This window comes from Stutzerimonas stutzeri KOS6 (assembly GCF_000307775.2).
GTDB classification, from domain to species: Bacteria; Pseudomonadota; Gammaproteobacteria; order Pseudomonadales; family Pseudomonadaceae; genus Stutzerimonas; species Stutzerimonas stutzeri_B.
Genome location: NZ_KK020677.1, coordinates 130,664 through 145,170 on the forward strand (window position 1 = coordinate 130,664; position 14,507 = coordinate 145,170).

Annotated in this window: 16 protein-coding genes; 8 read left to right on the top strand and 8 right to left on the bottom strand. The window is 67.5% G+C overall.

The window, feature by feature from the left end; genetic code table 11:
* Positions 1-345 precede the first annotated feature (345 nt).
* The 3 genes from moaA (at position 346) to glp (ending at position 3,333) form a co-directional block, all read left to right on the top strand.
* Positions 346-1,335 (top strand): GTP 3',8-cyclase MoaA, encoded by a 990-nt coding sequence (gene moaA, locus B597_RS41080; RefSeq protein WP_003292302.1) that lies wholly within the window; start codon positions 346-348, stop codon positions 1,333-1,335.
* Between the two features lie 223 nt (positions 1,336-1,558).
* On the top strand, positions 1,559-2,104 hold the full coding sequence (gene moaB, locus B597_RS41085; protein WP_003292303.1) for a molybdenum cofactor biosynthesis protein B: 546 nt from the start codon (positions 1,559-1,561) through the stop codon (positions 2,102-2,104).
* The gene (gene glp, locus B597_RS41090; RefSeq protein WP_003292304.1) at positions 2,101-3,333 is read left to right on the top strand and encodes a molybdopterin molybdotransferase MoeA; all 1,233 of its coding nucleotides are present in this window, start codon (positions 2,101-2,103) and stop codon (positions 3,331-3,333) included. The genes moaB and glp overlap by 4 nt, the downstream gene beginning before the upstream one ends.
* A gap of 55 nt (positions 3,334-3,388) precedes the next feature.
* Here the strand turns inward: glp and B597_RS41095 are convergent, their stop codons facing one another.
* The 8 genes from B597_RS41095 to B597_RS41130 form a co-directional block, all read right to left on the bottom strand.
* The gene (locus B597_RS41095) at positions 3,389-3,940 is read right to left on the bottom strand and encodes a cytochrome b (protein WP_003292306.1); all 552 of its coding nucleotides are present in this window, start codon (positions 3,938-3,940) and stop codon (positions 3,389-3,391) included.
* A gap of 119 nt (positions 3,941-4,059) precedes the next feature.
* A complete protein-coding gene (locus B597_RS41100) occupies positions 4,060-5,481 on the bottom strand; it encodes an ATP-binding protein (RefSeq protein WP_024162390.1) in 1,422 nt (473 codons plus the stop codon).
* Positions 5,475-6,134, bottom strand: coding sequence for a response regulator (locus tag B597_RS41105; RefSeq protein WP_003292307.1), 660 nt, complete (start codon positions 6,132-6,134; stop codon positions 5,475-5,477). Before B597_RS41105 ends, B597_RS41100 begins: the two co-directional genes overlap by 7 nt.
* A 62-nt stretch (positions 6,135-6,196) precedes the next feature.
* Positions 6,197-6,847, bottom strand: coding sequence for a tetratricopeptide repeat protein (locus tag B597_RS41110; protein WP_024162391.1), 651 nt, complete (start codon positions 6,845-6,847; stop codon positions 6,197-6,199).
* Entirely contained in the window at positions 6,844-7,677 is an 834-nt protein-coding gene (locus B597_RS41115; protein WP_003292309.1) for an SDR family oxidoreductase, read from the bottom strand. The genes B597_RS41110 and B597_RS41115 overlap by 4 nt, the downstream gene beginning before the upstream one ends.
* A gap of 10 nt (positions 7,678-7,687) precedes the next feature.
* The gene (locus B597_RS41120; protein WP_003292310.1) at positions 7,688-8,335 is read right to left on the bottom strand and encodes an iron-containing redox enzyme family protein; all 648 of its coding nucleotides are present in this window, start codon (positions 8,333-8,335) and stop codon (positions 7,688-7,690) included.
* A 15-nt stretch (positions 8,336-8,350) separates the two neighbouring features.
* Positions 8,351-9,796, bottom strand: a complete 1,446-nt coding sequence (locus tag B597_RS41125) for an AMP-binding protein (protein WP_003292311.1) — start codon at positions 9,794-9,796, stop codon at positions 8,351-8,353.
* Positions 9,780-10,469 (bottom strand): thermostable hemolysin, encoded by a 690-nt coding sequence (locus tag B597_RS41130; RefSeq protein WP_003292312.1) that lies wholly within the window; start codon positions 10,467-10,469, stop codon positions 9,780-9,782. Before B597_RS41130 ends, B597_RS41125 begins: the two co-directional genes overlap by 17 nt.
* Positions 10,470-10,663: 194 nt before the next feature.
* Between B597_RS41130 and B597_RS41135 the strand changes: the two genes are divergently transcribed.
* The 5 genes from B597_RS41135 to B597_RS41155 all read left to right on the top strand — a co-directional run bounded on the left by B597_RS41135 (position 10,664) and on the right by B597_RS41155 (position 14,495).
* Positions 10,664-11,347 (top strand): response regulator transcription factor, encoded by a 684-nt coding sequence (locus B597_RS41135; protein ID WP_003292313.1) that lies wholly within the window; start codon positions 10,664-10,666, stop codon positions 11,345-11,347.
* The gene (locus tag B597_RS41140) at positions 11,337-12,611 is read left to right on the top strand and encodes a sensor histidine kinase (RefSeq protein WP_024162392.1); all 1,275 of its coding nucleotides are present in this window, start codon (positions 11,337-11,339) and stop codon (positions 12,609-12,611) included. Before B597_RS41135 ends, B597_RS41140 begins: the two co-directional genes overlap by 11 nt.
* An 81-nt stretch (positions 12,612-12,692) precedes the next feature.
* Positions 12,693-13,370 carry a class I SAM-dependent methyltransferase gene (locus tag B597_RS41145; protein ID WP_003292314.1) on the top strand — a complete coding sequence of 226 codons (678 nt, stop codon included), beginning with the start codon at positions 12,693-12,695 and terminating at the stop codon, positions 13,368-13,370.
* A 2-nt stretch (positions 13,371-13,372) separates the two neighbouring features.
* On the top strand, positions 13,373-14,092 hold the full coding sequence (locus B597_RS41150) for a lipopolysaccharide kinase InaA family protein (protein ID WP_003292315.1): 720 nt from the start codon (positions 13,373-13,375) through the stop codon (positions 14,090-14,092).
* Positions 14,082-14,495 carry a diacylglycerol kinase gene (locus B597_RS41155; protein ID WP_003292316.1) on the top strand — a complete coding sequence of 138 codons (414 nt, stop codon included), beginning with the start codon at positions 14,082-14,084 and terminating at the stop codon, positions 14,493-14,495. Before B597_RS41150 ends, B597_RS41155 begins: the two co-directional genes overlap by 11 nt.
* The last annotated feature ends 12 nt before the right edge of the window (positions 14,496-14,507 follow it).

Below are 14,507 nucleotides of genomic sequence, written 5' to 3' on the forward strand. Positions count from 1 at the left end.
CTGTGCAGCAACGGCGGCTTGGCTCTGGGTAGGGTGGATGACGCCTCCATCCACCGCGCGGGTTGGCGGTGGATGGACGCAGCGGCACTTGCGCCACCCCATCGGGTCGCGCCACCGAGCAGGGCCATGGTGGATGAAAAACGCGTCATCCACCCTACGAGCTGGTGCAGCAACGGCGGCTTGGCTCTGGGTAGGGTGGATGACGCTTCACCCATCCACCGCGCGGGTTGGCGGTGGATGGACGCAGCGGCACTCGCGCCACCTCCACCGGCTCGCTCCACCGAGCGGGGACATGGTGGATGAAAAACGCGTCATCCACCCTACGAAGCTTCAGAGGTTTTACCGATGACTCAATTACGCGACGCCCACGACCGCCAGATCGATTATCTGCGCATGTCGGTGACCGACCGCTGCGACTTCCGCTGCGTCTACTGCATGGCCGAGGACATGACCTTCCTGCCGCGCCAGCAGGTGCTCGGCCTGGAGGAGCTGGAGCGCATCGCGCGGATCTTCGTCGGCCTGGGCGTGAAGAAGATTCGCCTCACCGGCGGCGAGCCGCTGGTACGCCAGGGCATCGTCGGACTCTGCGAACGCATCGCCGCATTGCCGGGGCTGCGCGAGCTGGTGATGACCACCAACGGCTCGCAACTGGTCAGGCTTGCCGCACCGCTGGCGCGCGCCGGGGTCAAGCGGCTGAACATCAGCCTGGATAGCCTGGACGCCGCCAAATTCCACGCCATCACCCGCACCGGTCAGCTGCAGCAGGTGCTCGACGGCATCGATGCGGCACGTGACGCCGGCTTTGAGCGGATCAAGCTCAATGCCGTGGTGATGAAAGGGCGCAACGCCGAGGAGGTCGCCGACCTGGTGGATTTCGCCATCACCGGCGGGCTGGACCTGAGCTTCATCGAGGAAATGCCGCTGGGCGACGTCGGTCGCTCGCGCGGCGCGAGCTTCTGCTCCAGCGACGAAGTGCGCGCGCTGATCGCCGAGCGCCACGCGCTTATCGATTCGGCCGAGCAGAGCGGCGGTCCGGCGCGCTACGTGCGTCTGGCAGACCATCCGCAGACGCGCATCGGCTTCATCTCGCCGCATTCCCACAATTTCTGCGCCACCTGCAACCGTGTCCGGCTGACCGTGGAAGGCCGGCTGCTGCTGTGCCTGGGGCACGAGCATTCCATCGACCTGCGCGCGCTGCTGCGTCGCCATCCGACCAGCGACCTGCCGCTGATCGATGCCATCCACGCCGCGCTGCAGCGCAAACCGCTGCGCCATGAATTCTCCAGCGGCGGTGAGGTCCAGGTACTGCGCTTCATGAACGCCAGCGGCGGCTGAGGCTGCTTTCAGGTTTCGAGCCGCCGCCCGAATTCGGTACCATCGGACGGTTTACCCGGTCTCCCCCGCATAGCGGTGCATCGAGTGCCGCGGTCGCGGAACTGTCCGCAGCGTTGTCAGACCTGATTGCACCTGCGCGCCGCGGTGATACCTCCAACGGGGAATGGGCTCGCGCGCGGCACCGGTGCAGCCTGCTCACACATATTCCAGGGAGTTTCGAGCCATGGCTCATCTGTCCAACACCGAATTCCAACCGCTGAGCATCGCCGTGCTCACCGTCAGCGATACCCGCACCCTCGATACCGACACCTCCGGCCAGGCGTTGATCGACGGGCTGCTGAGCGCGGGGCATAGCCTGGCCGAGCGAGCTATCGTCAAGGATGACATCTGGCAGATCCGCGCTCGCGTCTGCGGCTGGATCGCCAGTGACAACGTGCAGGCGGTGCTGATCACCGGCGGTACCGGCTTCACCGCGCGCGACAACACCCCGCAGGCGGTGCAGCCACTGCTGGACAAGTCCGTCGACGGCTTCGGCGAGCTGTTCCGCCATGTCTCGCTGGGCGAGATCGGCACCTCCACCGTGCAGTCCCGCGCCCTGGCCGGCATGAGCAATGGCACCCTGGTGTGCTGCCTGCCCGGTTCCACCAACGCCTGCCGCACGGCCTGGAACAAGATCCTCGTCGAGCAACTGGACAGCCGCACCAAGCCGTGCAACTTCGTGCCGCACCTGAAAGCCGCCGCGCTCGATAACTGCGGACCACGCTCATGAGCGCCTGTGGCTGCGACACCAGTGGCCTGAAGCCGGTCGACGAAGCCATCGCCGAGCTGCTGGCGCGGGTGCCGGCGCCGCCCGCCGTGGAAGAGGTCGCGTTGCGCGATGCGCTCGGCCGCGTGCTCGCCGAGCCGCTGGATGCCAGCTTTCCGGTGCCGCCCTGGGACAACAGCGCGATGGACGGCTACGCCCTGCGCGCCGCCGATCTGCCGGCCGAGGGCGGTGCGCTGCCGCTGGCCGGACGCATCGCCGCCGGTGATGCCGCCAGTCAGCAGCTGCCGGCCGGGCATGCGGTGCGCATTTTCACCGGCGCGCCGTTGCCGCCGGGCGCGGACGCCGTGGTGGCCCAAGAGAACTGCCGCGTCGAAGGCGATCGCATCTGGCTGCCGAAGGTAAAGGCCGGTGACAACGTGCGCTGCCTGGGTGAGGAAACCGCCGCCGGCGAGCGCCTGATCGACGCTGGCAAGCGTCTGCGCCCGCAGGAACTCGGCTTGCTGGCGACCTTCGGCGTGGCGCGGGTGAAAGTGTACCGGCGTCTGCGCGTGGCGCTGCTGTCCAGCGGCAACGAGCTGCGCGAGCCGGGCGAGCCGCTGGACGCCGGGCAGATCTACAACTCCAACCGCTACAGCCTGCTCGGCGTTTTGCAGAGCCTCGGCTGCGAGGTGCACGACTACCCGATCCTGATCGACGATCTGGGCGCCAGCCGCGACGCGCTGGCCGATGCGGCGAGCCGCTTCGACCTGATCATCACCTCGGGCGGTGTTTCGGTGGGTGAGGAGGATCACCTCAAGCAGGCGATTCGCGATTTGGGCGAGCTGCACCTGTGGCGCCTGGCGATCCAGCCGGGCAAGCCGCTGGCCTTCGGCGAGGTCAACGGCACGCCGTGGATCGGCCTGCCGGGCAACCCGGCGGCGGCGCTGGTCACCTCGCTGGTGGTGGCCCGACCGTTCCTGCTGCGCGCCCAGGGCTGCACGCAGGTGCAGGTCACGCCGCTGCGCCTGCCGGCCGGTTTCGCCTGGCGCAAGGCCAACGTGCGCCAGCAGTTCCTGCGCGCGCGGCTCGAAGCGGTCGATGGCCGGCTCGAGGTGCGTCTGTTCCCACGCCAGGGCTCTGCCATGCTGACCTCGGCGACCTGGGCCGATGGCCTGGCCATCGTCGAGTGTCAGCGTACCCTCGCCGAAGGCGAGCTGGTGCAGTACCTGCCGTTCAGCGAGCTGCTCGGCTGACGCATGAAAACGCCCGGACGATGGTGAGTCGACCGGGCGTTGTCGTGTCTGCGCCTCAGACCTGGCTGCGCTGCGGCAGCATGCGCAGCAGGGTGCCGTCGCGGCGCACGTACTGGTGGAACAAGGCCGCCGCCGCATGCAGGCCGATCAGCCAGTAGCCGAGCACACCGACGGTTTCGTGGAGCTCCTTGAAATCTCCGGCCAGTGCTTCGTCCGGTCCGATCAGGGCCGGCAGTTCCAGGCCGAAGAAGGGAATCGGCTTGCCCGCCGCGCTCAGGGTCAGCCAACCCAGCAGTGGCAGGCCGATCATCAGCGCATACAGGGCCAGATGCATCAGGCTGGCCAGCACATGTTCCCAAGTTGCGCCTGCGACCGGCTTTGGCGCCGGCCGTAGCCACCGCGCGAGCAGGCGCAGCCAGACCAGGGCGAACACCGTCAGGCCGAGCATGAAGTGCCACTGCTTGAGCAATTCGCGTGGCTCGCTGCCCTTGGCGAAATTGCCCTTCAGTTCGATGGTGGCGTAGACGCCGACGATCAGCAGGACCATCAGCCAGTGCAGGGCGATGCTCAGGCGCCCGTAGCGCATCAGCGGGTTCGATGCAGTCATTTCACACACTCCGGGTAGGGGAATGTCGGCAGTCTAGGACGCCAGGCTTAAGCGAACCTTAGCGAGTGGCGGCTGCATCTGCGGCGCGCGGTCGCGGCTGCTCGCGGGTGCCCATCCGCCTACCGTCGTGGCTGGCGCGCAAGGCGCACGGCGACCTGCAGCCCGCCAAGCGGCGAGTCCGCCAGTTCGACCGAGGCGCCGTGCAGTTCAGCGATGCGGGCGACGATGGACAGGCCGAGGCCGGCGCCCTGGCCTTCGCCCTGGCGGTAGAAGCGCTCGAACAGCTTGTCGCGCTGCGCCGCCGCTACGCCGGGGCCGCTGTCGTCCACGTGCAGGGTGAGGGCCGCCTGCGTGGCCTGAATGCCGACCTGGATCTGTCCACCCACGGGCGTGTACTCCAATGCATTGCCCACCAGGTTCTGCAGCAGCGTGCCCAGGCTCGCGGCATCGCCGCTGAGGCGGCAATCGGCGCGTTCGTCCACTTCCAGCGTCAGCTCCTGCTCGCGGGCGATAGCCAGCGGTGTCAGCTCGGCAAGCGTCTCGCGCGCGAGCAAGCGCATGTCCAGAGGCGCCATGCGCAACTGTTGGGCGTTGGGCTCCAGGCGGGCAAGGGTGAGCAGCTGGGTGACCACGCGGGTCGTGCGGTCGACGCCGGCGAGCAGTTGGCGGAGGGCTTCGTCACGGTCGGTCTCGCTGCCGGCCTGCTGGGCGTTCTGCGCATGGATGCGCAGCACCGCCAAAGGCGTGCGCAACTCGTGGGCGGCGTCGGCGATGAAGCGCTTTTCGCGCTCGACCAACTGGTTGACCTGCTGCAGCAGGCGGTTCAGCGAAGCCGCCACCGGCTCCAGTTCCTGCGGCAGTGGCGCCAGCAGCAGCGGCGCGAGGTTGTCCGGGTCGCGGCGCTTGAGCAACTGCGCCATGCTCGCCAGCGGGCGCAGGCCCCAGCCCACCGCCAGCCAGATCAGCAACGCCAGCAGCGGCAGGCCGATGAGATCGGGCAGCAGGCTGCGTCGGGCGATCTTGCCGACCAGTTCGCCACGCACATCGCCGCGCTCGCTGAGCAGAATCCACAGGTCGTCTTCGCGGTCCTGCAGCAGGAACAGGCGCCAGGCGTGGCCGTCGAGCTGTACGTCGTGATAGCCGCCGCGCAGGCGGCCGAAGGGTGAGGTGGAAGCTGTGCCGGCCAGCTGCTGCAGTGCGCCATTCGGCGCGCCGGCCGATTGCAACAGGCTACTGCCGTCTGCGGCGTACACCTGAAAGCCCAGCTTGGTTTCGTAGTCATGCCCCGGCACGCCCTGGTCGCGCCGCGCATTCACCGCGGCGTCCAGCGCCTGCTGCAGCGCCTCGCGCGCCTGCGGGTCCATTTCTCGCATCACCAGGCCCTGCACCAGCCGCGCGCTGTGTGCCAGCTGCGCGTCGAACAGCTCCTCGATCTCGTGGCGGGCATCGCGGTAACTGCGCCAGGAAATCAGGCTCAGCGACAGCAGCAGGATGCCGAGCACCAGCACCAGGGTACGGTTGCGGATCGAGCGCTTCAGCATTTGTCCACCAGATAGCCGACGCCGCGCACGGTGCGGATCAGTTCGGGGAAGAACTTCTTGCGCAGATGATGGATATGCACCTCCAGTGCATTGCTCTCGACCTCCTCGTCCCAGCCGTAGAGCACCTGCTGCAGGCGATCGCGGGTCAGCACGCGGCCGGGCTGGGCGATCAGTTCGTGCAGTAGAACGAACTCCTTGCGCGGCAGGTTGATCGGCGTGTCCTGGTAGCTGACCTGCTGATTGGCCGGATCGAGCAGGATGCCGCGGTACTCCAGCACCGGTTCCGGACGGTTGAAGCTGCGCCGCAGCAGGGCGCGCAGGCGGGCCTTGAGTTCGGCGACGTCGAACGGCTTGACCAGGTAGTCGTCGGCACCGGCGTCGAGCCCGGCGATGCGGTCGGAGGTCGCATCGCGGGCGGTCAGTACCAGCACCGGCACCGGGTTGGCGCTGGCGCGCAAGCGCTTGAGCACTTCCAGTCCGTCCAGGCGCGGCAGGCCGAGGTCGAGGATCGCCAGCTCGAAGCTCTCATGGCTCAGGGCATGCAGCGCGCTGGCGCCGTCCTGCAGCCAGTCGACCGTATAACCCTCGGGCTTGAGTGCGGTGCGGATGCCCTCGCCGAGGGCACGATCGTCTTCTACCAGCAGAATGCGCATGTCGTTCCTGTCGTCCTGAAGGGTTCGCGGCATTGCTGTGCATTCAACGCCGCCGCACCCGGTTATTCCAGCTTTTCCTTGACCCTGGCCAGCAGCGCGCGGGCTTCGTCGCGGCGACCGGCATCGGCCACTTCACGGCCGGGGCGGTCCGCTGCGGCGAGCGCCTTGCGCAGCGCGGCCTGCGCCTCGCCGTAGCGGTTCTGGCGCAGCAGGAAATCGCCATGGAAATAGTTCGGGTCAATGCCGTTCGGGTTCAGCGCCAGCGCCTGCTTGAACAGCGCCTCGGCCTGCTCCTCGTCACCGAAGCCGATCGGCCAGCCGGGTACCTGGTAGTAGAGGCTGGCGAGGCTGGTGTAGGCCGAGCCGTCCAATGCCTGCGGGTCGAGTTCGATGGCTTTTTCCAGTTCCGCCTTGGCCTGCTTGACCAGGCCCAGCGCGCCAAGCCCGCCCTTGGCGCCGGCCCAGGTGCTGAGCACGATGCCGTGCCAGATATGCAGCTCGGCGGCCTGCGGTTCGCCGTTCACCGCGCTCTCGGCCTCCGAAGCGAGCCGGGCGAAGGCCGCTTCGCGCTGTGCTGGGGGCAACTGGTAGTTGATCTCCGCCCAGCGGCTCTGGATCTGGCGCAGCGACGACTCGCCAGCCGGGCTGAGGGCGAAGGAAGGCTGGCAGGCCAGGGCCAGCAGCAGGGAGCAAAGAATGGACAGGCGCTTCATGGGTGTTCTCCAGGCATGGGGGTGGATGAGGCAGGTGGTGGCGATTCGGCACCGGCGAAGCGCTTGATCACCGGCAGCTGCCTGCGCAGCGCCTGGTCGACCAGCCGCGGCAGCAGGCCGTTGAGGCGCACGAAGAGCTTTTCCGGCCAGCCCAGATAGAGCTCTTCGCGCTCGCGGACGATGGCCCGCAGGATCTCGCCGGCGACCTGCTGCGGGTCGTCCATGTCCACCTTCAATTCGTCGTTCATTGCCACCACCTGGGCGCTGTTCATCGCCGTGCGGGTCGCTCGTGGTGCGATGTAGAGCACCTTGACGTGGCTGTCGGCCAGTTCGCGCCGGAGCGCTTCGGAAAAGCCGCGCAAGGCGAACTTGCTGGCGCAGTAGGCGGCAAAACCCGGATAGCCGATCGAGCCGAAGGTCGAGCCGAGGTTGACCAGCAGGGCCTGCGGTTGCTGGCGCAGCAGCGGCAGCAACAGGTGGGTCAGTTGCAGGGTGGCGGTGACGTTGACGTCGATCAGCCGGGCGATGGCGTCTTCGTCCTGCTGTTCGAGCAGGCGGAACTGGTTGATCCCGGCGGCGTTGATCAGGCAGTTGAGCCCGCCGAAGCGGCGCGCGGCATCGAGTACCGTCTGCCGGCCGCTGCGCTGGGTGAGGTCGGCGCAGATCAGGCTGACCTGGCCGGGATGGCGCCGGGCGAGGTCATCCAGGGCGAGGCTGTCGCGTCCCACCAGCAGCAGTTGTGCGCCGTCCCGGCAGAGCCGATCCACCAGCACCTGGCCGATTCCGCCACTGGCGCCGGTGAGCAGGGCGCGGCATCGATTGAGTTGCATGGTCGTGCCCTCAGGCCGTCAGGCTGCGGAAGATGTCGCCGTAGAGGCGGTAGACCACCCGCGCGGTGTGCACCACGGCGGCCTTGTCGCTGTCGTCGTCGAGACGGTTCATCAGCGTCTTGAAGAATTCGATGTGCTCCAGGTCCAGGCTGCCGTGGGAGGTCAGGTAGCTGAACGCCTTGGCCGGCAGCTGGAGCTTGTCCCGCAGCACGCCGGCGGCCTGGGTCGCCAGGGCGGTGCTGGTGCCTTCCAGCACGTTGACCATGCCGAAGAAGCTCGTCGGGTTGTGCCGCGCGATGCGGTCGTAGACGTAGGCGACCATCAGCTCGGTGGGCAGCGCCGGCTGGCCGTCGCGCACCGCATCGGCATCACCGCCGCAGGCGCGGATGTCGTTGAGAATCCACTCCTGGTGGCCGATCTCCTCTTCGATGTATTCGGCGATCGCCTCGCGCAGCCATTCCAGCCGCTCCGGCAGGCGTGCGCCGCAGGCCATCAGCAGCGGCACCGTGTGCTTGACGTGGTGATAGGCCTGGGTAAGGAAGGCGATGTACTGCGCGTGGGTGGCGGTGCCGGCGAGCGCGGCGTGGATGATCGGTGCGCCGAGCAGGTATTCGCGCTCGCTGCTGGTCTGGTGTTGCAACTGGTCGAAGAATTCCATGGGGTTGCCTCGAAGTCAGGGCTGAAGGGCGTTGATGGCGGTCTGGTAATGGACGAGCAGGGCGTTGCGGCGCAGGCGGCCGTTGGCCGTGGCCAGGCCGTTGTCGGGTCGGAACGGTTGGCCGGCGCGCAACCAGTGGTGCACACGGGCGTAGTCGGGCAGGCCGGCGTTGACCTGGCTCACCGCGGCCTGCAGTTCGGCGTCGCTGCAGTCGGCGCGCCGCGGCACCAGCACGGCGACGTTCTGCGGCAGGGCTTCGCCGTGCAGCCAGGCCTGGGCGATGGCTGCCTGCTGGACCAGCTCGGCTTCCACCCACTCGGGATTGACGTTGCGCCCGTAGGCGGTGACGAACTGGTGTTTCTTGCGCCCGTGCAGGACCAGGAAACCGTCTTCGAAATGCCCCAGGTCGCCGCTCGCCAGCCAGTCGCCCGGCAGCGCCGGCTCGCCGAGATAACCGAGCATGTGCGGGCCCTTGACCAGCACCTCGCCATCCTCTGCCAGGCGCAGCTCGGCATGCGCCAGCGGCCGGCCGACCGTGCCGGTCCGGCGTGCTTGCGGCGTGTTCAGGCAGACCACCGAGGCACATTCGGACAGGCCATAGCCCTCGAACACCGGCAGGCCGAGGCGGTCGGCGCGCTCCAGCAGTTGCGGCGCGACCCGGCCACCGCCGACGGCGACGAAGCGCAGCGACGACGGCAACGGCAGGCCCTGTTCGGCGGCGCTGACCAGCCCCAGCAGCAGTTGCGGCAGCAGGATCAGGCTGTGCGGACGGCTCTCGTTCAGTGTGGCGAGCAGGCGCGGTAGCTCGAAGCCCGCTGCGCCGCTGAAGCCGATCTCGGCCAGCGGCCGCAGTTCGACCCGGGCGCCGGCCAGCAGCGGTGCGTAGAGCCCGGCGATATTCTCCAGCAGGGTCGCCAGCGGCAGCACGCACAGGTGCTGCTGCACGGCACAGGACTGGCTGGCCTGCCACAGGCTCTCGGCCACCGCCAACTGCGCGTGGGCGTCCAGGCAGACGCCCTTGGGCTGGCCGGTGGTGCCGGAGGTGTAGGTGATCTTGCGCGTGTCCGCTGGCACCGGCGTGACGACGCCCGGCTGGCGTTGCAGCAGTCCGCGAGCGGTCTGGCGAAAGCCGCAGCGCTCGCTGAGTGCGCTGGTCGCGCCGATCAGGCAGTCGATGCCGGCGTGCTGCAGCACGTGCTCCTGCTGAGCCGGCGAAAAGAACCCCGGCAGCGGTACGCAGACCCGTTCGGCGCGCAGCAGCGCCAGGTCCCACAGCGCCCACTCCAGACCGTTGTCCAGCGCCAGGGCGACGCGCAGCACGCCGAGCGTCTCCAGCAGGCTGGCGCGAGCGGCGACTTCGTGGCGCAGCTCGGCGTAGCTGAGCTGGCGCGCACCTTCGGCCAGGGCGATGCCACTGTGCTGCTCGAGTGCCGCCCGGAAGCGTTCAGCTGCAGGCTGCATGCGGCACCTCCGAGGCATCGAACAGCGGCTGGTAACCCAGCCGCGGGTAGACGCCAAGCTGCAGCAGATGCTGATGCCCCGGCAGGATCTCTCCAGCCATGACCTGAGGGCGGCTGGCGTAGTAGCTGCCCCAGTCGGCCAGCTCGTCGCCCATCCGGGCCGGATCGGCCAGGCCCAGCGGCAGCGGCGTCAGCGCCAGGCGCTGGAAGCTGTTGAGCAGGGCCGGCGTGCCGGTGAACACCACCCAGCGAAAACCCTGGGCCACCAGCAGGTCGGTCAGGGCGACGATCAGCAGGCGCGCCGAAGCATTGCCGAAGGCGGCCAGGTTGCCGACCTCGACGATCTGCGCACGCTCGACCTGGCGACCGCAGCGCTGCCTGACGGCCTGCTCGATCGGTTGGTCTAGATAGCGTTCGAGGAACAGCGGTCGGCGCTGGGCGCTGCGCAGGCCGACGGCGCCCTGTACGGTGCCGTCTTCGGCGTGCAAGCCGAGCAGGCAAGGCATGAAGTGCGTCACGCGCGCCCCGTAATGCTCGGCGAAACGCTGACGGATGAAGGCTTCCAGCGCAGCACGGCGCTCGCCTTGATCGGCTTGGGCCAGTTGCAGGGTCATCGGTCGCTCGCGGCCGATGCGTGCCAGTACGTCAGTTTGATCAACCCAGGGGAGTTCCATTCGGGGAACCTCGGTTAGAAGCCTGGGGCGATTGTTGGACGACAAACTTAAGGCAGTCTTAAGCCCGCGGGGCTGCAATGATGCGCAGCAAGGGCGACGTTTTTTTCACATCGCGTCGGCTATGTTTCTCCCCGCGCACAGGCGCAGTACTGTCTGTCGCAGCCGTTCCGAAACCTGTCGTGAGTACTCGTGCGATGCGCATCCTGGTCATCGAAGACAACCGAGACATCCTGGCCAACGTGCTCGACTACCTCGAGCTCAAGGGCTATGTGGTCGACTGCGCGCAGGACGGCCTGAGCGGCCTGCATCTGGCCGCCACCCATGAATACGACCTGATCGTGCTGGACATCATGTTGCCGGGCATCGATGGCTATCAGGTCTGCAAGCGCCTGCGCGAAGATGCCCGGCGCGACACGCCGATCATCATGCTCACCGCCTGCGATGCGCTGGCCGATCGCCTGCAGGGGCTGCAGGCAGGGGCCGACGACTATCTGGTCAAACCCTTCGCGCTGTCCGAACTGGTCGCGCGTATCGAGGCGGTGCTGCGTCGCAGCCAGGGTTCGCGGCGCCGCCAACTGCAGGTTGGCGACCTCGTCTACGACCTGGACACGCTCGCCGTCAGCCGCGGCGGCGTGTCGCTGCGCCTCAATCCCATCGGCCACAAGCTGCTGGCGCTGCTGATGCAGAAGAGTCCGGCGGTGGTGCGGCGCGAGCAGCTCGAAGAAGCGCTCTGGGGCGATCACGTGCCGGACAGCGATGCCCTGCGCAGCCATATCCATCAGTTGCGTCAGGCACTGGACAAACCTTTCGCCAAGCCGCTGCTGCAAACCGTACATGGCGTCGGCTTCCGCCTGGCGGAGGAAGGCGATGCTCGCTAAGCAACCTTTTTTCCGGCGCATCGTCATCGCTTTCACGCTGATGACATTGCTGGTCAGCGGCGTGTTTTCGCTCGGCATCGTCGCGGTGGTGCATTTCATCGAAGCACAGCTGGTGACCGAGGAGATGAGTCGCGAGATGGACTCGGTACTCGGCGAGGATCTTGCCCACGGTTTGCCTCCCAGGCTGGATGCGAGTACCCGCTTCTTCGCCTCGGGCCTGCCGCAATACGCGATGCCGGATGTTTTTGCCACGCTTGCGCCAGGTTTCACCGAGCTGGTGCGCGACAAGGAGGCTCACTACGTGTTCGTCCGCGACGTGGCTGGCGAGCGCTATGTCCTGATGGAGGACCAGCACGAGTTCGAAGCGCGCGAGAATGCGCTGTTCAATGCGGTACTGGTCGGCTTTCTGCTCAGCGTGCTCGGTGCCTGGGTGCTGGGACGGCTGATGGCCAACCGGGTGATGGCACCGGTGCGCCGGCTGGCCAACCAGGTGCGCCATCGCGACCAGCTGCATCCGCTGGCGCCGCCGCTGGCACTGCAGTATCCCGACGACGAGGTCGGCCACCTGGCTGCCGCCTTCGACAGCACCCTCGGCCAGCTGCGCCAGACCCTTGAGCGCGAGCGGCTGTTCACTGCCGACGTCAGTCATGAGCTGCGTACGCCGCTGATGGTGATGCTCGGCGCCTGCGAACTGCTCGAACAGGGCGAGCTGCCGCCGCGTGCACAACGGCAGGCGGCGCGTATCCAGCGTGCCGCGCAGGAGATGCAAGAGCTGGTGGAAACCTTCCTGCTGCTGGCGCGGGCGCGACCCGAACAGTTTTCCTTCGTCGGCGATGCCAGTCTGAAAAGCGTGGCGGCCGAGCAGGGCGAGCGCTGGGGGCCGTTGCTGGCTGAAAAGGGCCTGATCTTCGAGGTGCTGCAGGAGGGTGAGGACAAGGCGGCTTACAACCACACGCTGCTCAGCACGGTGATGTCCAACCTGTTGCGTAACGCCATGCACTACACCGACAGCGGCACGGTGCGACTTATCCTCAGCCATGGCGGTTTCCGCGTCGAGGACAGTGGCGTGGGCATCCCGCTGGCCGAGCAGGAGCGCATGTTCCAGCCGTTCGTGCGGGGTGCCGAGCAGCGTGGCGAGGGGCTTGGGCTGGGGCTGTCGCTGGTCAAGCGGATCTGCGCGCACCAGGGCTGGTACGTCGGTGTGACAGCGCGCCAGCCGCAGGGCAGCTGTTTCCAGGTGCGGCTGCGCGATGGCGGCTCATGACGTTTTTTTCACATCTTTTTGACAGAGCCTTGATCTTCGTCTCGCTAGTTTGGCGTTCTGCTTCTAACCGGAACGCCCGCCATGACGAGATCAAGCCCTATCGAACTGGAGTTCTCGCGCAAGTACGACCGCGAGCACGCCAGGCAGTATCTGCACAAGCACCAGCAGGGCCTGGCCAGGCGGCTGTCGCACTGGCGTGACGAGCAACTGGCACGGCGTGCGCTGAAGACCGCTGGCGACCCCGACCTGGTGCTCGACCTGCCCTGTGGCGCCGGCCGATTCTGGCCGCTGCTGGCCGAGCACCCGAGCCGGATGATCTTCGCCGCGGACAATTCCGCCGACATGCTGGCGATCGCCGAGGCGGCGCAGCCGCAGGAGGTGGTCAGGCGCGTGGAAACCTTCCAGACCTCGGCGTTCGCCATCGACATGGGTGACAACGCGGTGGACAGCATCTTCTGCATGCGCCTGCTGCACCATGTCGCCGACCCGGCGCACCGCCTGGCTATGCTGCGCGAATTCCACCGGGTCACCCGCGACACCCTGATCGTCTCGCTGTGGGTCGACGGCAACTACAAGGCCTGGAAGCGCAAGCGTCTGGAGCTCCGCCGTCCGGCCAAGGACAACCAGAACCGCTTCGTCGTCGCGCGTTCGGTGATCGAGGCGGAATTCGCCGAGGCCGGCTTCGACATCCTCGACCGCGCTGATTTCCTCCCGGGCTACGCCATGTGGCGGGTCTACGTGCTGCGCAAGCGGGGGTGAACATGAACCGACCTCTCGTACTGCCGGCCCGCGAAGCGCGTACCAGTACCTTCCAGCGCTGGTGGAATACCCAGGGCGAATGGGTCGAACAGCCCAACCAGCGACGTGCCGGTGAAAGTGGCGTGCAACGGATAAGGCTGCGCGACCCCCAGCAGCCATTGCTGTACTGCAAACGCCAGATCGGCCACCTGTATCGCTCGCTGCTGCACCCGTTCGGCCGCCCTACGGTGCTGCGTGAGCGGCATGCGCTGCAGGCCATGAGCGACCTCGGCGTGCGGGTGCCCGAAATCGTCTATTGCGGCACCCGGCAGCAGGCCGGGCAGTGGCAGGCGCTGCTGGTGACGACGGAACTGCAGGGCTTCGTCAGCCTGGAGGACTGGTATGACAAAGACATGGCCACGCGCTATGGCCGGCTGATTCAGCAGCGCATGCTCGAGGCGGTGGGTGTCACCCTGAGCCGCATCCACCGGGCGCGCTGGCAGCATGGCTGTTGCTACCCAAAGCACATCTTCATCAGGGTCGACGGCGAAGACGACGCGGCCTGGGTCGAGGTTGCCCTGCTCGATCTGGAGAAGAGCCGCCGCCGTCTGCGCTGCAGCGCTGCGGCACGGCACGATCTGCGCCAGCTCAACCGTCACCGGCAGGCGATGCCCGAGCAGGACTGGCTACAGCTGCTGGCCGCTCATCAGACGGCTTGCGAGGTATCCCGGCATGTCCTCTGAGTCGACCGGAGCGGTCACCGATGGCACAGCGGCCGATGGCGCGGCCTTCAAGGGGCGCAGCGGTCTGGTGCGCATCTGGCACGCCTCCGGCTATTCCCTGGCCGGCCTCAAGGCGACCTATCGGGGCGAGGCCGCGTTCCGCCAGCTGGTGCTGCTGAACCTGCTGCTGATCCCGCTGGCCATGCTGCTGGACGTCAGCCGCGTCGAGCGCGCCGTGCTGATCGCCGTGGTGTTTCTCGGCCTGATCGTCGAGCTGCTCAATTCGGCCATCGAGGCGACGGTCGACCGCATCTCCCTTGAACTGCATCCGCTCTCCAAGCAAGCCAAGGACATGGGCAGCGCCGCACAACTGCTGGTGCTGTGCCTGATCGGCCTGGTCTGGACGGTGATCCTGATCCCCTAAAAGGACGTACTC